Source organism: Leclercia adecarboxylata, assembly GCF_006874705.1.
GTDB classification, from domain to species: Bacteria; Pseudomonadota; Gammaproteobacteria; order Enterobacterales; family Enterobacteriaceae; genus Enterobacter; species Enterobacter adecarboxylatus_C.
In genome coordinates this window covers 3,760,140-3,782,069 of sequence record NZ_CP035382.1, presented here as the reverse complement: position 1 = coordinate 3,782,069, position 21,930 = coordinate 3,760,140, and the positions used below count along the sequence as shown (strand labels likewise).

Below are 21,930 nucleotides of genomic sequence, written 5' to 3'. Positions count from 1 at the left end.
CTATTTTTGGGATAGGAAGTGTGCCGATGCGGCTGATCTTACCTGTAAGCGTATTCTGAAAGAGCCCCAGGGTGGGCTATAGCCAGGCTGTGGGTACGCTATCCTTGATGTAAAGGGGCCAGCATCAGGAGGGGATATGCTTACTGCACTGTTGATAACCGCCATCCTTGCCGTGGTCATTACCGGCCTGGTCATTCTGTCGGCCATGCAGGATCTTAGAGACGATTATTGAAGGTAAACAAAGGGCCGCAGATGGGCCGCGCAAAAAAGAAAACCCTTAAGACTACTGGAATAGTCTTAAGGGTTTCTTGCTCCATCCGGCGCTTATCTCCGGCACTCATCATGGCTTAGCTCTTGAAGGAGCATAAGAATAATCTCATGATTCATGCTGTCGGATTTAACATAAATTGCGACCTGTCAGAAATCAATGCTGTTTCAATGAGATGAAAATGTAAAAAGGCCGCTTTCGCGGCCTTCACTTTTATACGACTGCGGTCGTCAACCGCGACGAGCAGCACAACCGCTGCTGTTCATCGAAGATATCAATCTGCCACACCTGGTGTCGCCCGCCGGTATGCAGAGCGCGACAGACGCCGCGCACCCGCCCGCTGCGCACGGAACGTATGTGGTTGGCATTGACCTCCAGACCCACCACCTTCTGCTCCCCTTCGGTGCAGAGATAGCCCGCTACCGAGCCCAGGGTTTCGGCCAGCACCACCGACGCGCCGCCGTGCAGCAGGCCAAACGGCTGATGAGTGCGGCTGTCCACCGGCATGGTCGCTTCCAGTTCATCTTCGCCGATGCGGGTAAACTGAATGTCCAGCAACCCCACCATGTTCCCGTCGCTCATGGCGTTTAACGCCTGCAGGGTGACCGCACGTTTCCAGATCATCCCATAATCTCCAGTAAAGCCTGCAGTGGATGGCGTACGCCGCTGCCCTCGACGCGCTTCACCTGGCTGCGGCAGGAGTAGCCGGTCGCCAGACAGCGATTACGCGGTAAACGCTGCATCGCCTGATGCCAGGAGAGCTCATAGATCCCCAGCGAGTTCTTGTGGTTCACCACCTCATGGCCGTAGGTCCCGGCCATGCCGCAGCAGCCGACGCTGACGCTCTCAAGCTTCGCACCAAAGCGGGCAAAGATCGTAGCCCACTGGGCAGGCGCGCCCGGCAGCGCGGTGACTTCGGTACAGTGGCCGAACAGGTACCAGGATTCGCCGCTGGTCTCCCGGGCGGCTTGCCCGTCGACAATCGCCGGGAGCCACTCATGTACCAGCATCACGTGGAAGTCGCCTCGCTTGTCACCGAGGGTCTGCTTGTACTCATCGCGATAGCAAAGCACCAGCGCCGGATCGACGCCGACCATCGGCATCCCCAGCAACGCCACCCGGCTAAGGAAGTCAGAGGTCTTTTGCGCCGTTTTGGCGAAACGATTGAGGAAACCTTTAATGTGCTGGGCTTTCCCGTTCGGCGAGAACGGCAGCAGTACCGGCTGATAGCCCAGTCGCTCCACCAGACGAATAAAGTCGGCCACTACCTGCGCGTCGTAATAGCTTGTGAACGGGTCCTGCACCACCAGCACGGTTTTCGCTTTCTGCTCCGGGCTCAGGGCCTCCAGCTGCTCAAGGGTCAGGTTGGCGGAGCGATGGCCCACCAGCTGGCGCTGCAGCGACGGCGTGGAGAGCAGCGGCAGGTCAATCATGCCGATATGCTTCTCGGACAGTTTGCGCACCAGCGGCTGGTTGATAAAGAAGTTGAAGGTGCGCGGCGCGCGGGCCATCAGCGGGGCATAGCTCTCAACCGTCGCCACCAGATGATCGCGCATCGGGCGCAGGTAACGGCTGTGGTAGAGCTGCAGGAAGCGCGAACGGAACTCCGGCACGTCGATCTTAATCGGGCACTGGGTGGAGCAGGCTTTACAGGCCAGGCAGCCGGACATCGCCTCTTTCACCTCGTGGGAGAAATCGTACTCCCCTTTGCGCGCGTGCCAGCTGTTACGGGTGCGCTCAACGAGAGTGCGCAGGCTGGCGCGTTTTTCCGGCAGCTCTTTCTCCAGCGCCAGCGGATCCACGCCGCGGTCGGCCAGCAGACGCAGCCACTCGCGCACCAGAGTGGCGCGCCCTTTCGGGGAGTGGATGCGGTTGCTGGTGATCTTCATCGACGGGCACATCGGGCTTTTGGCATCGAAGTTAAAGCACAGGCCGTTGCCGTTACACTCCATCGCGCCGCGCCACGAAGCGCGCACCGCAATCGGGATCTGGCGATCGAAGGTGCCGCGTTTCACCGCGTCTACCTGCATCATTGGGGCATCGACGCCCGCTGGCGGGCAGATTTTACCTGGGTTGAGCCGGTTGTCCGGGTCAAAGGCCGCTTTGATTTTGCGCAGTTCGCCAAACAGCGCCTCGCCAAAGAAGGCCGGGCTGTACTCCGCGCGGAACCCTTTTCCGTGCTCGCCCCACAGCAGGCCACCGTATTTCGCGGTGAGGGCTACCACGTCATCGGAGATCTGCTTCATCAGCATCTCCTGCTGCGGATCGCACATGTCCAGCGCAGGGCGAACGTGCAGTACCCCGGCATCGACGTGACCGAACATGCCGTAGCTCAGGCCGTGGCTGTCGAGCAGGGCGCGGAATTCGACAATATAGTCGGCGAGGTGTTCCGGCGGGACACAGGTATCTTCGGCAAAGGGGATCGGCTTGGCCGCCCCTTTGGCGTTACCCAACAGGCCGACCGCTTTTTTGCGCATCGCATAGATACGCTCAATACCGGCAAGCTCGTTGCACAGCTGCCAGCCAATTACCCCGCCCTCGCCCCGGGCGATCAGCTCGTCGAGCCGCTGGCACAGAGCCGCGACCTGACTTTCGATGAGTTCGGCGTCATCACCGGCAAACTCAACGATGTTCAGGCCCAGCATCTCTTTGTCGGGCACGTCGGCGATCAGCTCGCTGACCGAGTGCCAGACAATATCTTCCCGCGCCAGGTTGAGCACTTTGGAGTCGACGGTTTCCACCGACAATGCGCGGGCATCCACCATAAAGGGGGCATTACGCAGCGCAGAGTCAAATGAGTTGTACTTGACGTTCACCAGCCGGCGCACTTTTGGCAGCGGGGTGATGTCGAGACGCGCCTCGGTGATAAAGGCCAGCGTGCCTTCTGAACCGGTCAGGATGCGGGTCAAATCGAACTGGCTCAGGTCGTCATTGAAGACATGACGCAGATCGTAGCCGGTCAGGAAGCGGTTCAGTTTCGGGAATTTATCGATAATCAGCTGGCGGTTGTCGCGACAGCTGTCCAGCACGGTGCGGTAGATGCGCCCGGCAGTGGTGTTGTCCGTCCCGAGCGTCTCGGCCAGTTCGACCGGCACGGGCTGGGTATCAAGAATATCGCCGCCAAGCAGCACCGCCCGCACCCCGAGGACGTGATCGGAGGTTTTGCCGTACACCAGCGAGCCCTGGCCCGAGGCGTCGGTGTTGATCATCCCGCCGAGGGTGGCACGGTTACTGGTCGACAGCTCCGGGGCAAAAAAGTAGCCGTAGGGCTTCAGGTACTGGTTAAGCTGATCCTTGATCACCCCGGCTTCAACCCGCACCCACCCCTCTTCCGGGTTGATCTCAATGATGCGGTTCATATAGCGGGACATGTCGACAACGATCCCGGTGTTCAGCGCCTGGCCGTTGGTGCCGGTGCCGCCGCCGCGGGGGGTAAAGATCAGCGAAGCGAAACGCTCCTGGGATGCCACACGGGCCAGCAGGGCCACATCAGCGGTAGAACGGGGAAAAACGACTGCATCGGGAAGTAGCTGGTAGATACTGTTGTCGGTCGCCATGGTCAGCCTGTCGGCATAACGTGTGGCGGTATCGCCGGTAAAACCCTGTTGCTCCAAAGCCTGCAAAAAATTGAGCACCAGCTGAACGACGCCGGGTGCCTGAGAAATTTGTGGGATCATTACTGTCGACCCTGCCCCATCTGAATTGTTGTAGATAATCGTTTGCGTTGTATCTCACATTTTGTATCACATTTTATTCATATGCGCCCGACAGAATTACAGGCAGAATCAGCCTGTTAAAAATCGCTGAAATCACTAATGATTAGAGTGATGCAGTTTCCTGTTCTCACCGGTCTTTCCGGTGTCCTTCAAAGGTAAATTTCAACTATGGTCAATCGACACCAGCCCAGGGACGTTGCACAAGTTTTGCTGTCGGTGCTGTTTCTGGCAATCATGATTATTGCGTGTCTGTGGATTGTTCAACCCTTCATTCTTGGCTTTGCCTGGGCGGGGACGGTAGTCATCGCCACCTGGCCGCTGTTTCTCCGTTTAGAGCGCTTGCTGTTTGGTCGCCGCGCGCTGGCGGTGCTGGTGATGACGCTGCTACTGGTGCTGCTGTTTGTCATCCCCGTTGCCCTACTGGTGAATAGCCTGGTGGACGGCAGCGGCCCGCTCATCACCAGCATCACCAGCGGGGATATGACCTTACCGACGCTGGATTGGCTGAACGATATCCCGCTGATTGGCGATAAGCTCTATGCCGGCTGGCATAACCTGCTGGATATGGGCGGCAGCGCCATCATGGCGAAGGTGCGGCCTTATGTTGGCGCGACCACCACCTGGTTTGTCGGTACCGCCGCGCACCTGGGCCGCTTTGTTGTCCACTGCGTGTTGATGCTGCTGTTCAGCGCCCTGCTCTACTGGCGCGGCGAGCAGGTAGCGCTCGGGGTTCGTCATTTTGCGACCCGTCTGGCCTCCGCCCGCGGCGATGCGGCGATGCTGCTGGCGGCGCAGGCCGTGCGTGCGGTTGCGTTGGGCGTGGTGGTGACGGCGCTGGTGCAGTCGGTGCTGGGCGGAATTGGTCTGGCGATTTCCGGCGTGCCTTATGCCACTCTCTTTACCGTGCTGATGCTGTTAACCTGTCTGATGCAGCTGGGGCCTCTGCTGGTGCTGGTCCCGGCAATTGTCTGGCTCTACTGGAGCGGTGATACCACCTGGGGCACAGTGCTGCTGGTGTGGAGCTGCGTGGTGGGCACGATGGATAACGTTATTCGTCCGATACTGATTCGCATGGGCGCTGACCTGCCGTTAATCCTGATCCTCTCTGGCGTTATCGGCGGGTTGATTGCCTTCGGGATGATCGGTCTGTTTATCGGGCCGGTGCTGCTGGCGGTCTCCTGGCGACTGTTCTCCGCGTGGGTACACGAAGTCCCGCTGCCGCCGACCGATCCCGACGCGCTGCTTGAAGCGCTGAACGAGACGGAAGAGCTGAAGAAGTAAATTCCGGTTCTGGTGGGTTCGCCCACCAGAATGTTAAGCGTCACTTATCATTTCAATTTCCCTTAAGCGCAGCTAAACCCGTTTTTATCCGCAATTGCCTCATTACTCTCATAAAATCTTCACTTTCTTTAAACTATTGAGACGAATCTGATCGACGCAAAAATTCCCCATGCCTACTATTAGGTCACGGTTATGAATCAACAACACCTTGATTTATAAGCATGGAAATCCCCTGAGTGAAACAACGAATTGCTGTGTGTAGTCTTTGCCCATCTCCCACGATGGGCTTTTTTTTATCCAGAATTTGGCAACCATAAAGAAAAACCTGCCATTACAGCAGGTTAGTTGCTCTAAATAAAAAGGCGATGACCAAAGTCCTCGCCTTTATTCGTGGCAGAAGCGTGGCGTTACTTATTCAGTTCCGCCAGGCTCAGCCAGGTTTGCACCACGGTGTCCGGGTTAAGGGACAGGCTGTCGATCCCCTCTTCCATCAGCCAGGCAGCAAAGTCTTCATGGTCGGAAGGCCCCTGACCGCAGATGCCGACGTATTTGCCCTGTTTCTTCGCGGCGCGGATGGCCATCGACAGCAGCGCTTTCACCGCCTCGTTACGCTCATCAAAGAGCGCAGAGACCACGCCGGAGTCGCGATCCAGACCCAGCGCCAGCTGCGTCATATCGTTGGAGCCGATAGAGAAGCCGTCGAAATGTTCCAGGAACTGCTCTGCCAGCAGGGCGTTGGAAGGGATCTCACACATCATGATGATTTTGAGTCCGTTCTCGCCGCGCTTCAGCCCCTGACGGGCCAGCTCGTCGACGACGGCTTTCGCCTGATCGACGGTACGCACGAACGGCACCATGATCTCGACGTTGGTCAGCCCCATCTCGTTACGCACGCGTTTTACCGCCTCGCACTCCAGCGCAAAGCAGTCACGGAAGCTGTCAGAGACGTAACGACCGGCGCCGCGGAAGCCCAGCATCGGGTTCTCTTCTTCCGGCTCGTAACGCTCGCCGCCCACCAGGTTGGCATATTCGTTAGATTTGAAGTCAGAGAGACGCACAATGACGCGTTTCGGGAAGAACGCCGCGCCCAGAGTGGCAATCCCTTCGGTCAGACGGCCGACGTAGAACTCTTTCGGCGAGTCGTAGCCTTTCATCATCTCGCGGATCTCTTTCTGCAGCTTCGGATCCTGGTCGTCAAACTCCAGCAGCGCGCGCGGGTGAACCCCGATCATGCGGTTGATGATGAATTCCAGACGCGCCAGGCCAACGCCTTCGTTTGGCAGACAGGCGAAGTCAAAGGCGCGGTCCGGGTTACCGACGTTCATCATGATCTTGAGCGGCAGATCCGGCATGGTGTCGACGCTGGAGCTCTTCACGCTGAAGTCGAGGATCTCGGCGTAGACGTAGCCGGTATCGCCTTCTGCGCAGGAGACCGTGACGTTCTGGTCGTCCTTCATGCGCTCGGTGGCGTCACCGCAGCCGACCACGGCCGGAATACCCAGCTCACGGGCGATGATTGCCGCGTGACAGGTGCGACCGCCACGGTTGGTGACAATGGCCGCCGCCTTTTTCATGATCGGTTCCCAGTCCGGGTCGGTCATGTCGGTCACCAGCACGTCGCCCGGCTGGATGCGGTTCATTTCGCTGATGTCGTGGATCACTTTCACCGGGCCCGCGCCGATGCGGTGGCCGATGGCACGGCCTTCAGCAATGATATTTCCCTGGGCATGCAGCGTGTAACGCTCCATCACCTGACCGCGGGAGCGCACGGTTTCCGGACGCGCCTGGACGATAAACAGTTTGCCGGTGTTGCCATCTTTGGCCCACTCGATATCCATCGGACGACCGTAGTGTTTCTCGATCTGCACCGCCTGCTTCGCCAGCTCCTGCACTTCGGCATCGGTCAGGGAGAAGCGGTCGCACTGCTCCTGCGGCACATCTTCAATCCGCACCTGTTTGCCATGCTCCTGGGTCGGAGCGTAGATCATGCGGATTTTTTTCGAGCCCATGGTGCGACGCACGATCGCCGGGCGTTCTGCGGCCAGGGTCGGTTTGTGAACGTAGAACTCGTCCGGGTTGACGGCACCCTGCACCACCATCTCGCCCAGACCCCAGGCGGAGGTGATAAAGACCACCTGATCGAAACCCGATTCGGTATCAATAGAGAACATCACGCCTGACGAGGCCAGATCCGAACGTACCATGCGCTGCACGCCCGCCGACAGCGCAACGCCGCGGTGGTCGTAACCCTGATGCACGCGATAGGAGATGGCGCGGTCGTTAAACAGGGAGGCAAACACATGTTTTACCGCCACCAGCACGGCATCGTAGCCCTGCACGTTGAGGAAGGTCTCCTGCTGCCCGGCGAACGAGGCGTCCGGCATATCTTCTGCGGTAGCAGAGGAGCGCACGGCAAAGGAGGCCTGAGCATCATCAGCAGAGAGCTGGTTGTAGGCGTCGTGAATGGCTTTTTCCAGTTCAGGCTGGAAAGGTGTATCGATGATCCACTGGCGGATCTGGGTCCCGGCTTTGGCAAGCTCAGAGACATCATCAATGTCCGTGTTATCCAGTAGTTCGTAAATGCGCTGGTTTACGCCGCTTTGGTCCAGAAAATAGTTAAACGCATCGGCGGTAGTCGCAAATCCATTCGGTACGGAGACACCCATACTGGACAGATTCGTAATCATTTCACCCAGGGAGGCATTTTTGCCTCCAACTCTGTCTACATCATTCATGCCGAGTTGGTTATACCAAAGCACCAGCGGTGACGAGCCATTGTTGGACATCGAAACAATCCTTTTGTGATATATGAACGGGTTTTAAGAAACTCCTTACTGCGTATTTATACTGTCATATTTATTCGCGCTAAAAAAACGGTGAATCGTGTAAGCACTTTTATTTTTTAGCTTTTCAGACTGTTCCCGCTTAAATGCTAACCTAATGATTCGTATGGATTCCCACAAAAAAACTCAGACTTTAGGGTGATTTTGAAAAATGAAACACCCCTTTCATTAAAAATAAAAATAGCGTTTCATTTTTAATTTCCCTCCCGCGTTGACTGTTGTATTTTACTTTTTTAATTTATGCTTTCAGTCAATTACATCTGATATACAGAGTGTGCAAAATGGATAATGCTGTCGATCGCCACGTTTTTTATATTTCCGATGGTACGGCGATCACCGCCGAAGTGTTGGGCCATGCGGTGATGTCGCAATTCCCGGTTTCCATCAATAGCATCACGCTGCCGTTCGTGGAAAACGAAAGCCGTGCCCGAGCGGTAAAAGATCAAATCGACGCCATTTTCCAGCAGACCGGTGAGCGGCCTCTGGTGTTCTACTCGATTGTGATCCCGGAAATTCGCAATATCATTCTGCAAAGTGAAGGCTTCTGTCAGGACATTGTGCAGGCGCTGGTGGCCCCGCTGCAGCAGGAGTTAAAGCTGGATCCGACCCCGGTGGCGCACCGTACCCACGGCCTGAACCCGGCGAATATCATCAAGTATGATGCCCGTATCGCCGCCATTGACTACACCCTCGCCCATGATGACGGCATCTCGATGCGTAACCTCGATCAGGCCCAGGTTATTCTGCTCGGCGTCTCGCGCTGCGGGAAAACCCCTACCAGCCTCTATCTGGCGTTGCAGTTCGGGATCCGCGCGGCAAACTACCCCTTTATTGCCGACGATATGGACAACCTCGTCCTTCCGGCAGCGCTCAAACCCCTGCAGCATAAGCTCTTTGGTCTGACCATTAACCCGGAACGGCTGGCGGCGATCCGCGAAGAGCGCCGGGAGAACAGCCGCTACGCCTCGATGCGCCAGTGCCGGCTGGAGGTAGCCGAAGTTGAAGCCCTGTATCGTAAAAACAACATTCCGTGGCTGAACAGTACCAACTATTCGGTAGAAGAGATCGCCACCAAAATCCTCGACATTATGGGCCTCAATCGCCGTATGTACTAATAGACTAGTACATCAGTCCATATTCCTTTATACTCCCACCCCACAACAGGGCACCGCTTGTGCCCTGCACTTGAATTCAGCGGGGATTGGTTTAAGGTGATGCCCATCACTTCCCGGTAAGTTACCGTTGAAGCACTACATTCTGAGAAATACCATGAATAAAACCGATGAACTCCGCACAGCGCGTATCGATAGTCTGGTGACGCCAGCTGAACTGGCCCAGCGGTACCCTGTTTCTGCGGCAGTGGCAGAAAACGTGACAACGTCACGTAAACGTATTGAAAAAATTCTAAACGGTGAAGATCGCCGGCTGCTGGTGATTGTTGGCCCCTGTTCTATTCACGACCTTGATGCCGCGATGGACTATGCCCAGCGCCTGAAGGGATTGCGGGATAAACACCATGCACGTCTGGAAATCGTGATGCGCACCTACTTCGAGAAACCACGCACCGTGGTGGGCTGGAAAGGGCTGATCTCCGATCCCGATTTGAACGGCAGCTACCGGGTGAACCACGGCATTCAGCTGGCGCGCAAGCTGCTGTTGCAGGTCAACGAGCTGGGCGTTCCCACCGCCACCGAATTCCTCGATATGGTGACCGGACAGTTTATCGCCGATCTGATTAGCTGGGGGGCTATCGGCGCCCGCACCACCGAAAGCCAGATCCACCGTGAAATGGCTTCGGCGCTCTCCTGCCCGGTGGGCTTTAAAAACGGTACTGACGGTAATACCCGCATCGCGGTAGACGCTATCCGCGCCGCCCGCGCCAGCCATATGTTCCTGTCGCCGGACAAGAACGGTCAGATGACCATCTATCAGACCAGCGGCAACCCATATGGCCACATCATCATGCGCGGCGGCAAACAGCCGAATTATCACCCCCAGGATATTGCGGAAGCCTGCGATACCCTGCGTGAATTCGACCTGCCCGAGCAGCTGGTGGTGGATTTCAGCCACGGCAACTGCCAGAAACAGCACCGCCGTCAGCTGGACGTTTGCGATGAGATTTGCCAGCAGATCCGCAACGGCTCCACCGCTATCGCCGGGATCATGGCTGAAAGCTTCCTGCGCGAAGGAACGCAGAAAGTAGTGGTCGGTCAGCCCATCACCTATGGCCAGTCGATCACCGACCCTTGCCTGAGCTGGGAAGATACCGAGCTCCTGCTGGATAAACTTGCCTCAGCAGTTAACAGTCGTTTTTAAAATCCCTGCCCGGTGGCGGCTTCGCCTTACCGGGCCTGGAAAAGCGATACGTAGGCCGGGTAAGGCGCAGCCGCCACCCGGCTTTTTTTGCATCCCCCTCTTTCACACACCTCACTGTTTTTTCATAAAACGCTTGCCGTCAAAATCGATTTGTTGATAATGATTATCATTGTTACATTGATTGCTATTTTGAAAAACATTATGTCACGTATGGATAACACTGCTGCAACGCTCACTCGTCCTGAAGACAAAACACAGCCAGCCCCAGGCGCAACCGATCGCCGAATCGACAGTAAACACCTGTTGGGCGAAGAGGGCCGCGTCATTATTGAGCATGACGGCCAGCACTACCTGCTGCGTCAGACACATGCCGGAAAATTAATCCTCACAAAATAAGTCCCCCGCCAGCCACCCAGGTTCCCCCCAGGCAGCCAGCGCTTTTCACTTTTAAATGGAGAGTGGCTCATGCCATACCTGAATACCGCGTCTTTACGCCCGTCGCTGCTGGCGCTGGCGATCGTCAGCGCCCTGCCGGGAGCGGCTGTTGCCGCCACCGACGACATGACCGTTACCGCCACTGGTAATGCCCGCAGCGCCTTTGACGCACCGATGATGGTGAGCGTCATTGACGCCACCGCCCCGGAAAATCAAACCGCCAGTTCCGCCGCCGATCTGCTGCGCCACGTGCCCGGCCTGACCCTCGACGGCACCGGGCGCACCAACGGCCAGGACGTTAATCTGCGCGGGTACGATCGCCGCGGCGTGCTGGTGCTGGTTGATGGCGTGCGCCAGGGCACCGATACCGGTCACCTGAACAGCACCTTCCTCGATCCCGCCCTGATTAAGCGTATCGAGATCGTGCGCGGGCCGTCCGCCCTGCTGTACGGCAGCGGCGCGATGGGCGGGGTGATCGCCTATGACACCGCCGATGCGAAAGATCTGCTCCAGGCCGGACAAACCAGCGGCTACCGCGTGTTTGGCACCGCCGCCACCGGCGATCACAGCCTCGGCATGGGTGCCAGCGCCTTTGGCCGTACCGACACCCTCGACGGCCTGGTGGCCTGGTCGAGCCGGGATCGCGGCGATATTCGCCAGGGCGGCGGCGGTACCGCGCCGAATGACGAATCGATCAACAACATGCTGGCGAAAGGCAGCTGGCAGCTGGATCGGGCCCAGTCCCTGAGCGGCTCGCTGCGCTATTACAATAATGCGGCGCAGGAGCCGAAAAACCCGCAGACCATCGAGGCGGACGACAGCAGCAACCCGATGACCGACCGCTCCACCATTCAGCGGGACGTCCAGCTGGGGTATCACATTGCCCCAGAAGGCAACGACTGGCTGAACGCCGATGCCCGCCTTTACTGGTCCGAGGCACGTATCAATGCCCAGAACATCGATGGCACCGGCGAATTCCGCCAGCAGACTACCAAAGGCGGCAAAGTAGAGAACCGCACCCGCCTGTTCGCCGACTCCTTCGCCTCGCATCTGTTGACCTGGGGCGGGGAGTACTACCGTCAGGAGCAGGAGCCGTCCGGGGCCACCACCGGCTTCCCTGATGCGAGCATCGACTTTAGCTCCGGCTGGATCCAGGATGAGATCACCCTGCGCGACCTGCCGATCACCCTGCTGGGCGGTACCCGCTACGATAACTACAGCGGCAGCAGCGACGGCTATGAGGATGTGGATGCCGATAAATGGTCCTCCCGCGCCGGGATTACCCTGTCCCCCGCGGACTGGCTGATGCTGTTCGGCTCTTATGCCCAGGCCTTCCGCGCCCCGACGATGGGGGAAATGTATAACGACGCGAAACACTTCTCCATTGGCCGGTTCTACACCAACTACTGGGTGCCGAACCCGAATCTGCGCCCGGAAACCAACGAAACCCAGGAGTACGGGTTCGGTCTGCGCTTTGACGATCTGCTGTTGGCTGACGATGCGCTGGAGTTCAAAGCCAGCTACTTTGATACCCATGCTAAAGATTACATCTCCACCACCGTCGATTTTGCCGCCGCGACAACCATGTCGTACAACGTGCCGAACGCCAAAATCTGGGGCTGGGACGTGATGGCGAAATACTCCGCCAGCCTGTTCAACCTCGATGTTGCCTACAACCGCACCCGGGGCAAAGACACCGACACCGGCGAGTATATCTCCAGCATCAGCCCGGACACCGTCTCCAGCAAGCTGGATGTCCCCCTGGCGCAGAGCGGCTTTAGCGTCGGCTGGATCGGCACCTTTGCCGATCGCTCCACCCATGTGAGCAGCAGCTACAGCCACCAGCCGGGCTACGCGGTGAATGATTTCTACGTCAGCTATCAGGGGCAACAGGCGCTGAAAGGCGTGACCACCACCCTGGTGCTTGGTAACGCCTTTGACAAAGAGTACTGGTCCCCGCAGGGCATCCCGCAGGATGGCCGCAACGGCAAGATTTTCGTGAGTTATCAGTGGTAATTACCCTGCCCCGGCGCTGCCGGGGTATTTATCCGGAAGGAAGAGACAATGAATCACTACACACGCTGGCTTGAACTCAAACAAGAAAACCCGGGAAAATACGCGCGGGACATCGCTGCCCTGATGAACATCAGCGAAGCCGAACTGACCTGGGCCCGGGTAGGACATGACGCGTGGCGTCTGCACGGTGAAATTCGCGAGATCCTCAGCGCGCTGGAAGCGGCAGGCGAAACCAAGTGCATCTGCCGCAACGAGTATGCGGTTCATGAGCAGGTGGGCACCTTCACTAACCAACACCTGAACGGCCATGCCGGACTGGTGCTCAACCCGCGCGCGCTGGATCTGCGCCTGTTCCTCCACCAGTGGGCCAGCGCGTTTCATATCACCGAAACCACTCCCCGCGGCGAACGCCAGAGCATTCAGTTTTTCGACCATCAGGGCGATGCGCTGCTGAAGGTCTATGCCACCGACAACACAGACATGGCTGCCTGGGGCGACCTGCTGTCCCGCTTTATCTTCGCCGATAACCCGCCGCTGGCGCTGAAAGCCGCCGACCCGGCAGTTAACGTGGCGAATGCCGACGCTGCGACGGTGGACAGCGAGTGGCGCGCCATGACCGACGTCCACCAGTTCTTTGGCCTGCTGAAGCGCCACAGTCTGACCCGGCAACAGGCGTTCCGTCTGGTGGGGGACGACCTCGCCTGTCAGGTGGATAACAGTGCCCTGGTGCAGCTGCTGAATAGCGCCAATCAGGACGGCAACGAGATCATGATTTTCGTTGGCAACCGCGGCTGCGTGCAGATCTTCACCGGCGCGGTGGAAAAAGTGGTTCCGATGAAGGGCTGGCTGAACATCTTCAACCCGGCCTTTACCCTGCATCTGCTGGAAGAGACCATCGCCGAAAGCTGGGTAACCCGCAAACCGACCGCCGACGGGCATGTCACCAGCCTCGAACTCTTTGCCGCCGACGGGACGCAGATCGCCCAGCTGTACGGTCAGCGCACGGAAGGCGAGCCCGAGCAGAGCCAGTGGCGTTCACAGATTGACGCCCTGACGGTAAAAGGGCTGGCCGCATGAGAAAACTGCTCGCCCTGCTTGTCGCCCTACCGCTGGCCGCCATCGGCGCGGTACAGGAGAGGATCGTCGCCCTCGGCGGCGACGTGACGGAGATTATCTACGCTCTGGGGGCCGAAGGCTCGCTGGTGGCGCGCGACAGCACCAGCCAGTGGCCGGAGCAGGCCACCTCGCTGCCGGACGTGGGCTACCTGCGCCAGCTCAATGCCGAGGGGATCCTGGCGATGCGCCCGACGCTGGTGTTAGCCAGCGCCCAGGCGCAGCCTTCGCTGGCGCTGAAACAGGTCGGGCAGAGTAACGTCAGCGTGGTGACGGTCCCGGGCAGTAATGCCCTCAGCGTCATCGACGAGAAAGTGCGGGTGGTGGCCCTGGCGACGCACCGCATTGTCGAAGGGGAAACCCTGCGTAAGCGCCTGCGGCAGGAGCTGGCTGCGCTGCCCGCCTCGCCGATCGATAAGCGGGTGCTGTTTATCCTCAACCACGGCGGGATGACTGCCATGGCCGCCGGGCAGGAGACCGGGGCCGATGCGGCGATCCGCGCGGCCGGTCTGCATAACGCTATGCAGGGGTTCTCCCGCTATCAGCCACTCTCTCAGGAAGGTGTGATCGCCAGCCAGCCCGATCTGGTGGTGATTTCGCAGGAGGGCGTAAAAGCGATGGGTGGAGAAGCCAATCTGTGGAAGTTGCCAGGTCTGGCGCAAACCCCGGCGGGACGTCATAAACAGGTATTGCAGATTGATGATATGGCACTGCTCGGGTTTAGCGTGCGTACCCCGCAGGCCATCGGACAGCTGCGCAGCAAAGCCGAGCAACTTCCCTGATGCCTCGCCGGATCGGTTATTCCCTGTGGGGACTGGCAATGGCGCTGGCGGTGATGACGCTGCTGGCCACCGGTTTTGGCGCGTTGCGCCTGCCGGTGTCCCTGCTGTGGAGCGGCAGTGACGAAGCCCTGCGTCAGATCTGGCTCACTATTCGCCTGCCGCGGGTGCTGCTGGCGCTGGTGATTGGCGGCTCGCTCGCGCTGGCGGGCTGCGTGATGCAGGGGCTGTTTCGCAACCCCCTCGCCGATCCGGGTTTGCTCGGGATCAGCAGCGGTGCCGCCTGCGCCGTCGCCCTGTGGGTGGTGTTGCCCATCTCCCTCCCCACTCTGCTGATGCTCTACGCCCCGATGCTGGCGGCCTTTCTCGGCGCGCTGGCGGCGACCGTAGTGATTTTTCTCCTCAGCCAGCAGCGGGAGAGTTCGCTTTCGCGTCTGCTGCTGGTGGGGATCGCCATCAACGCCCTGTGCGGGGCGGCGGTGGGCGTCCTCTCCTGGGTCAGTAACGATGCCCAGCTGCGCCAGCTCTCACTGTGGGGGATGGGCAGTCTCGGCCAGGCGCAGTGGTCCACCCTGCTGGCGGTGACCTCGCTGATGATCCCCACCGTGCTGGTGATCTGGCGGCTGGCTGCAGCCCTGAACCTGCTGCAGCTGGGTGAGGAGGAGGCGCACTATCTGGGCGTCGACGTGCGGCTCGTTCAGCGGGTTTTACTCCTGTGCAGCGCCCTGCTGGTGGCCGCCGCGGTGGCGGTGAGCGGAGTGATCGGTTTTATCGGTCTGGTGGTGCCGCACCTGATGCGCATGTGGCTGGGATCGGATCACCGGGCGGTGATCCCCGGCTCGGTGCTGGCGGGGGCCTTTCTGCTGCTGATTGCCGATACCGCCGCACGCACGCTGGTCGCCCCGGCGGAGATGCCGGTGGGGTTGCTGACCAGCATTCTCGGCGCGCCCTGGTTCCTGTGGCTTATTTTCCGGCGTGGAGGTCAGCATGGCTGAACCCTTACTGGCTGAAGGCCTGTCTTATAGCGTGGCAGGCCGGGCGGTGGTACGCGATGTTTCGCTGTCGCTCGCACAGGGCGAACTGGTGGCGCTGATCGGCCCCAACGGCGCGGGGAAATCAACCCTGCTGCGTCTGTTAACCGGTTTTCTCCGGCCGGATACCGGACGCTGTCTGCTGGACGGAAAAGCCCTGGCGGCGTGGGGTACCCAGGCGTTATCGCGTCAGCGGGCGGTGATGCGCCAGCAAACTCAGCTGGGCTTTGACTGGCCGGTGGAGGCGGTGATCGGGATGGGACGTTCGCCCTGGACGCCGCAGCCTGAAGCGCAGATCGTCAGCGAGGTGATGCAGCTCACCGGCTGTCAGCCGCTGGCGGGTCGTCAGTATGCGGCCCTGTCGGGCGGGGAGCAGCAGCGGGTACAGCTGGCCCGGGCACTGGCGCAGCTGTGGTGCGACGCCGCGCCGCGCGGCTGGCTGTTCCTCGATGAGCCCACCTCGGCGCTGGATCTTTACCACCAGCAGCATCTGCTGCGGCTGTTGAAAACGCTGACTGCGGACGGGAATTTGCACGTCTGCGTAGTGCTGCACGATCTCAATCTGGCCGCCTTATGGGCCGACCGGATCGTGCTCCTGCACGAGGGGAGGATTGTCTCCCAGGGAACGCCCCCGTCGGTGCTAAAGGCCGATGACCTTGCGCGCTGGTATGGCGCGCAGGTACATGTGGGCCTGCATCCGTTGAACGCTACTCCCCAGGTTTTTCTCGTCTCTTAGCTTGAGCAACTTACTTCCAGCCGCTTACCCCAGTCGGGCGGGCGGCTGATGTAGTCATCGTTGCGGTCGGCAAACGGCGTACGCAGCGCCTCGTGCAGCCGGTGCAGTTCGGCGTAATCGCCTTTCTCCGCCTGCTCGATCGCCCGCTGCGCCAGCCAGTTGCGCAGCACCATCGCCGGGTTAACGGCATTCATCTGTGTCTGACGCTCGTCATCCGCGATATTCTCCCGCTGGAGACGTTCGCGGTAGGTCGCGAACCAGTCATCGAAGGCCTGTCGGTCGATAAATTCGTCGCGAAGCGGCGAGGCGGCGCTGTGCTGCTCGGTTTGGCCCAGCATGCGGAAGGTGCGGGTGTAGTCGCTGCCTTCCCGCGCCATCAGCGCAAACAGGTTATTCAGGATGTCGTTGTCGCCCCGCTCCTGGGTCATCAGCCCCAGCTTACGGCGCATCAGCTTGCCATACTGCTGCAGGAGCACCTCCTGATAGCCATCCAGCGCGTCGTTGAGGGCGTCAACATCGATAAACGGCGACAGGGACTGTGCCAGCCGCTGCAGGTTCCACAGCCCCACCGCCGGCTGGTTATCAAAGCGGTAGCGCCCCTGATAGTCGGAGTGGTTACAGATATAGCCCGGCTGATAGTCGTCGAGGAAGCCGTACGGGCCGTAGTCGATGGTCAGACCGAGGATCGACATGTTATCGGTGTTCATCACCCCGTGGGCAAAGCCCACCGTCTGCCAGCTGGCGATCAGCGCGGCAGTCCGCGTCACCACATCGCGGAACCAGAGGATGTATTTATCGGCATCGTCCTGCAACTGCGGCCAGTGATGCTTGATGACAAAATCCGCCAGCTGGCGAACTTTCTCTGGCTCGCGGCGATAGTAGAAGTGTTCGAAATGACCGAAGCGGGCGTGACTTTGAGCCACGCGGATCAGCATTGCCCCCTGCTCCATGGTCTCACGTGCCACAGGCGTGTCGCTGGTGACGATCGACAGCGCGCGGGTGGTGGGGATCCCGAGGGCGTGCATCGCTTCCGAGGCCAGGCTTTCACGGATGGTCGAACGCAGCACGGCGCGCCCGTCGCCCATACGTGAATAAGGGGTGAGCCCGGCGCCTTTCAGGTGCCAGTCCATCGTTTGCCCGTTGGCGAGTTGCTGTTCGCCGAGCAGGATCCCCCGCCCGTCCCCCAGCTGCCCGGCCCAGACGCCGAACTGATGGCCGCTGTAAACCTGGGCCAGCGGCTGCATGCCCGGCAGCAGGATTTCGCCGCCAAACACGCTAGCGCCCTGTTCGGGGCTAAACAGCGACTCCGGGATCGCCAGCTCGGTGGCCAGCGCCGTGTTATGCCAGATCAGGCGGGCATTATTGAGTGGAGTGGGTTTCAGAGCCGTATAAAAGCCGGGTAATTCATCATGCCAGTGCGCGGTAAAAGACAGGGTCATAGGTCCTCCTGCTTTTAGTGTAGTGGGTTTATCAGAGGTTAAACACCGGGTAAGGTAAGGGTTATCCCTGCACCAGGGTGGTAATGCGCTCAAGGGGAACGGCAGGCCACAAGCCGCCCTGCATGGCGCTGAAGCCTAATGCCGACAGCCGCTGCAGGGTAAGGTCGTCGTCCACGCCCGCCACCATCAATGACTGACAGTAGGGCGAGACCTGAGTCATGATCGCCTTTAATAACAGTTCGAATGTATTATCTGTTAAATGCTGTTGAATGAAATTTTTATCCAGCGCCACGCGTTTAAACATGCCATCAAAAATGGCTTTGGTGGAGGCATCCCCGGCGCCGAAATTGCCAAGCACCAGCGGAAAACGCAGGGCAAAGTCCATCAGGGCCGTATTCATATTGCCTTTATTCAGATCGGGATAATTCTCATTAATGCAGAACTCCAGCCACGGATGTTGCTCACTTATTGCAGCACCGTTTTCTTCTGTTAACAGGTATTCAACGATGGCCGGAGAGATATTTATCCATGCTGTCAGCTGCTGCTGAATAAAAAAGAGTTTGCAGCTGTCGGGCATCGCCAGCTGTTCCTGAAACAGCATCAGCTCTTGCTCAGGGGAGAGATACGGGCGCACCAGTTCGGTCGGAATGCGGACCTGGTTATCCACACCAACAAAGTTCACGACTATTTCAAGGCCTGTCAGCGATCCTGAGTCATTCCGCGCAGGCAGTAATAACAATTCAGACTGATAAGCAATATCCAGCATCACAATCATGGCGTCCGACCCGGTTTAAAAACGATACAAGACATCCTGAAACATATGCTGAAGCAATTCAACTTTATGGATTTTAATAAGATTAATTTCATTCGTTCCATTAAATATTCGGATTTTCCTTAGTCCTGAAATAATCTTATCCTGGATAGTGCTTAATAGCCAGTTGTCGCTAACTAACAGAATTGCTTCAAATTAATTCAGCAGCTAAGCAATTCTCCACAATTAAAGCTCACTAACGAATAACATTTACGGATGAAAGAGAATGTCGCGCCGCGCGGCGCGACAGGGTTAAATACGTCGGGCTTGCCAGAAATTTTTACGCCAGTAGACGTTATTGAGGGAAGAGCGCATCACACCACGACTGGTAGAGGCATGAATAAATTGATTGTCGGTGTCATATATCCCGACGTGTAGCCCGCTTTCGCCGGAGCCGGTTTTGAAAAACACCAGATCGCCCGGAAGCAGCTCATCTTTGTCAATTTCGGTGCCAATGGTGGCCTGCTGGCGCGTTTCACGCGGCAGCTGTAGCGCAAACTGGTCGCGGAAGGTCAGGAGCACAAATCCTGAACAATCAATCCCGCCACGCGTCATGCCGCCATAGCGATAAGGGGTGCCGCTCCAGTGATGCAGCTGATCGTTCAGACCGGCAATCACGGCAATAGAATCGGACAGCCGCGCGTTCGGAGGCGGTGCGCGATGGCTGCTGCATCCTGCAAGAAATAGCGCGGCCACAAGAAGAAAACAGAATCGCATTCCAGACGAATCCTCTGATTTTTGTGCTTTCCGTAATTTAGCCTGTGAATATGTCGCTGTGCAACAAGCGGTTATTCCTGGGACGTCGAAATGATCATTCTGTGACCTTCGATGTCCAGACGGCGAAATGACATATCGTAGGCTTTAGCCAGATTCGGCGGCGTCAGCACGCTGTCCCGCGCGCCGCTGGCGATAAGCAACCCCCGCTTCAACAGCCAGACGCGATGGGCGTGGCGCAGCGTATGGTTCAAATCGTGGCTGCTCATAACCACCGCAATCCCCTGCCGTGACAGGGCGCTTAACAGCCGGTCGAGGGCCACCTGCTGGGCGACGTCGAGACTGTTCATCGGCTCGTCCAGCAACAATAGCTGGCCGTGCGGATTGCCGCCAGGGTGGATTTGCAGGATCACGGCAGCCAGCCGCACGCGCTGCCACTCCCCGCCGGAGAGCTGGCTGACGTGGCGAGAAAGTTTATCCTCGATACTCAGCGCCCCCGCCACGTCACTTAACAACGTTTTTTGCTGTTTGTCGTACTGATGCAGCGTCAGATAGTGCCAGACCGGCATGGCGAACGGCGCGCTTTGCTGCTGGGCCAGATAAGCCCTGCGGCAGGCCAGCGACGCAGGGGACCACCGGGGGAGCGGCTCGCCCTGCAACAGGATTTCGCCCGGCCCGGTGCTCAACCCGGCCATACGCGCAAGCAATGTGCTTTTACCTGCCCCGTTCGGGCCGACCAGGTGCAGGATCTCCCCCGCATTAACCTGGGCGGAAATCGCTTGCAGACGCCCTGTTTCCGCCACTCCATTGAGCTGCATCAGCATCGACATTACTTCGCGAGTGCCAGCTTGATCGCTTCCATCAGGATCGGATCCTCAGGGGTCATATCCGGCGCAAAACGCTGGACCACTTCCCCATCGCGGCCAATCAGGAATTTTTCGAAATTCCATAAAATGTCATCAGGATAGAGCGGCGCACGGCCTTTGCTTGCCAGACGCTCATAAAAACCGCTGCTTTCAGGAGCGACAGCCACCGGGGCGGCGGCAATCAATTTTTGGTACAGCGGGTGACGGGCTTCGCCATTGACATCGATTTTGCTGAACATCGGGAAGGTAATGCCATAGGTAGTGCTACAGAAGGTTTTGATCTCCTCTTCGCTACCGGGCTCCTGGCCGAGGAACTGGTTGCACGGGAAACCGAGCACGGTAAACCCGTCCTTTTCCCATGCTTTGTGGATATTTTCGAGCTGCTCATACTGCGGCGTCAGACCGCATTTCGATGCCACGTTCACCACCAGCAGCACCTTCCCTTTATAGTCCGCAAGGGTCGTGGTTTTGCCATCAATGGTCGTCACTTCGGTGTTCAGAATATCGTTCGGCATAGCATTCTCTCAGGTTGTGTTTCAGATGGGCTGTACTTAACGTCCGGCTTTTAAGAGTAGCCAGATAAACACGGGTGCGCCCAGTGTCGCAGTCACCACCCCAATGGGCAGCTCCGCGGCGTTGAGCGCCAGGCGCGCGATGATATCCGCGAAAAGCAGCGTTGCGCCGCCCGTCACTGCCGCAGCGGGCAATAACAGCCGGTGATCGGTAATACCGCACAAACGCAGCATATGGGGAATGACAAGACCGATAAAGCCGATAGCGCCGGCCAGGGCTACGCTCACGCCCACCATCCAGCCGATGGCGACCACCAGCGTGTTGCGCCAGAAGGTGAGCGGCAGGCCGAGCTGACGGGCCGAAATCTCCCCCAGCGCCAGAATGTTCAGCGGCGGCGCCTGAAAGCAGGACCAGACGATGGCGGGCGCCAGCAGGAGCATCAGCCAGCCCTGCCCCCAGTCCACGCCGCCGAAACCGCCCATCATCCAGTACATCAGCTGGCGCAGGTCGAAGGCGGTGGAAAAATAGACGGCCCAGGTCATCAGGGCGCTACAGATGATACCCAGCGCCACCCCGGCCAGCAGCAGGCGGCTCACGGAGAGGTGGCGACGGGCGAAACGCAGCAAGATGAGGGTGATGATCAGCGCCCCGGCGATGGCGCAGAGGCTTAAGCTCCAGCCCGATAACACCCCGCCGCCGAGCATCACGGCGGCAATCAGCCCTACCCCGGCCCCGTTCGATACGCCCAATAATCCAGGCTCCGCCAGCGGGTTGTCGAACAGCGCCTGCATGATCGTTCCGCTGAGCGCCAGCGCTGCCCCCACCAGCACCACGGCCAGCGTACGCGGCAGGCGGATTTGCCAGATAAACAGCTCCCCACGGGGAGTGAACCACGCTTCAGGACCAATCCACCGATCGCCGGCGCACAGGCTCAATCCCAGCGCGATAACCAGCGCCAGTAACAGAAAGAGCAATTTACGCAGATCGGCGCGGTACTGCTGACGGGCAAGTTCGGGCATCGGAGTCATTATGCGGGTGAATGATGTAACTGAT

The 21,930-nt window shown here is 58.8% G+C and carries 18 protein-coding genes and 1 other RNA gene; 10 read left to right on the top strand and 9 right to left on the bottom strand.

Features of this window, described 5'->3' with window-relative positions; translation table 11 throughout:
* Window positions 1-481 precede the first annotated feature (481 nt).
* A complete protein-coding gene (gene menI, locus ES815_RS19000; protein ID WP_106993653.1) occupies window positions 482-892 on the bottom strand; it encodes a 1,4-dihydroxy-2-naphthoyl-CoA hydrolase in 411 nt (136 codons plus the stop codon).
* Window positions 889-3,945, bottom strand: coding sequence for an FAD-binding and (Fe-S)-binding domain-containing protein (locus ES815_RS18995; RefSeq protein WP_142489196.1), 3,057 nt, complete (start codon window positions 3,943-3,945; stop codon window positions 889-891). Before ES815_RS18995 ends, menI begins: the two co-directional genes overlap by 4 nt.
* A 207-nt stretch (window positions 3,946-4,152) precedes the next feature.
* Here ES815_RS18995 and ydiK point away from each other — a divergent pair, with 207 nt between their 5' ends.
* Entirely contained in the window at window positions 4,153-5,265 is a 1,113-nt protein-coding gene (gene ydiK, locus ES815_RS18990) for an AI-2E family transporter YdiK (RefSeq protein ID WP_142489195.1), read from the top strand.
* 186 nt (window positions 5,266-5,451) lie between these two features.
* Window positions 5,452-5,562: antisense sRNA RprA (gene rprA, locus ES815_RS18985), an RNA gene on the top strand.
* A 110-nt stretch (window positions 5,563-5,672) separates the two neighbouring features.
* On the opposite strand, the gene ppsA is transcribed toward rprA, so the two are convergent.
* Window positions 5,673-8,051 (bottom strand): phosphoenolpyruvate synthase, encoded by a 2,379-nt coding sequence (gene ppsA / locus ES815_RS18980; RefSeq protein ID WP_142489194.1) that lies wholly within the window; start codon window positions 8,049-8,051, stop codon window positions 5,673-5,675.
* 338 nt (window positions 8,052-8,389) lie between these two features.
* Here ppsA and ES815_RS18975 point away from each other — a divergent pair, with 338 nt between their 5' ends.
* The 8 genes from ES815_RS18975 to ES815_RS18940 all read left to right on the top strand — a co-directional run bounded on the left by ES815_RS18975 (window position 8,390) and on the right by ES815_RS18940 (window position 16,534).
* Window positions 8,390-9,223, top strand: coding sequence for a pyruvate, water dikinase regulatory protein (locus tag ES815_RS18975; RefSeq protein WP_142489193.1), 834 nt, complete (start codon window positions 8,390-8,392; stop codon window positions 9,221-9,223).
* A 154-nt stretch (window positions 9,224-9,377) separates the two neighbouring features.
* Window positions 9,378-10,424, top strand: a complete 1,047-nt coding sequence (gene aroH / locus ES815_RS18970; RefSeq protein WP_142489192.1) for a 3-deoxy-7-phosphoheptulonate synthase AroH — start codon at window positions 9,378-9,380, stop codon at window positions 10,422-10,424.
* 159 nt (window positions 10,425-10,583) lie between these two features.
* Window positions 10,584-10,820 (top strand): hemin uptake protein HemP, encoded by a 237-nt coding sequence (gene hemP, locus ES815_RS18965; protein WP_185902350.1) that lies wholly within the window; start codon window positions 10,584-10,586, stop codon window positions 10,818-10,820.
* 69 nt (window positions 10,821-10,889) lie between these two features.
* Entirely contained in the window at window positions 10,890-12,875 is a 1,986-nt protein-coding gene (locus ES815_RS18960) for a TonB-dependent hemoglobin/transferrin/lactoferrin family receptor (RefSeq protein WP_142489191.1), read from the top strand.
* A gap of 48 nt (window positions 12,876-12,923) precedes the next feature.
* The gene (gene chuS / locus ES815_RS18955) at window positions 12,924-13,952 is read left to right on the top strand and encodes a hematinate-forming heme oxygenase ChuS (protein ID WP_142489190.1); all 1,029 of its coding nucleotides are present in this window, start codon (window positions 12,924-12,926) and stop codon (window positions 13,950-13,952) included.
* Entirely contained in the window at window positions 13,949-14,770 is an 822-nt protein-coding gene (locus ES815_RS18950) for a hemin ABC transporter substrate-binding protein (protein ID WP_142489189.1), read from the top strand. Before chuS ends, ES815_RS18950 begins: the two co-directional genes overlap by 4 nt.
* Window positions 14,770-15,762, top strand: a complete 993-nt coding sequence (locus tag ES815_RS18945; protein ID WP_142489188.1) for a FecCD family ABC transporter permease — start codon at window positions 14,770-14,772, stop codon at window positions 15,760-15,762. Before ES815_RS18950 ends, ES815_RS18945 begins: the two co-directional genes overlap by 1 nt.
* On the top strand, window positions 15,755-16,534 hold the full coding sequence (locus tag ES815_RS18940) for a heme ABC transporter ATP-binding protein (RefSeq protein ID WP_142489187.1): 780 nt from the start codon (window positions 15,755-15,757) through the stop codon (window positions 16,532-16,534). The genes ES815_RS18945 and ES815_RS18940 overlap by 8 nt, the downstream gene beginning before the upstream one ends.
* Here the strand turns inward: ES815_RS18940 and selO are convergent.
* The 6 genes from selO to btuC form a co-directional block, all read right to left on the bottom strand.
* Window positions 16,531-17,973 (bottom strand): protein adenylyltransferase SelO, encoded by a 1,443-nt coding sequence (selO, locus tag ES815_RS18935; RefSeq protein WP_142489186.1) that lies wholly within the window; start codon window positions 17,971-17,973, stop codon window positions 16,531-16,533. The two genes, ES815_RS18940 and selO, sit on opposite strands and share 4 nt — an antisense overlap.
* A gap of 61 nt (window positions 17,974-18,034) precedes the next feature.
* Entirely contained in the window at window positions 18,035-18,748 is a 714-nt protein-coding gene (locus ES815_RS18930) for an EAL domain-containing protein (RefSeq protein ID WP_142489185.1), read from the bottom strand.
* Window positions 18,749-19,036: 288 nt separating this feature from the next.
* Window positions 19,037-19,501, bottom strand: a complete 465-nt coding sequence (locus ES815_RS18925; RefSeq protein WP_142489184.1) for an NlpC/P60 family protein — start codon at window positions 19,499-19,501, stop codon at window positions 19,037-19,039.
* Window positions 19,502-19,572: 71 nt separating this feature from the next.
* A complete protein-coding gene (gene btuD / locus ES815_RS18920) occupies window positions 19,573-20,328 on the bottom strand; it encodes a vitamin B12 ABC transporter ATP-binding protein BtuD (RefSeq protein WP_142489183.1) in 756 nt (251 codons plus the stop codon).
* Window positions 20,328-20,879, bottom strand: a complete 552-nt coding sequence (locus ES815_RS18915; RefSeq protein WP_142489182.1) for a glutathione peroxidase — start codon at window positions 20,877-20,879, stop codon at window positions 20,328-20,330. Before ES815_RS18915 ends, btuD begins: the two co-directional genes overlap by 1 nt.
* A 36-nt stretch (window positions 20,880-20,915) precedes the next feature.
* A complete protein-coding gene (gene btuC / locus ES815_RS18910) occupies window positions 20,916-21,896 on the bottom strand; it encodes a vitamin B12 ABC transporter permease BtuC (RefSeq protein ID WP_142489181.1) in 981 nt (326 codons plus the stop codon).
* Between the last annotated feature and the right edge of the window lie 34 nt (window positions 21,897-21,930).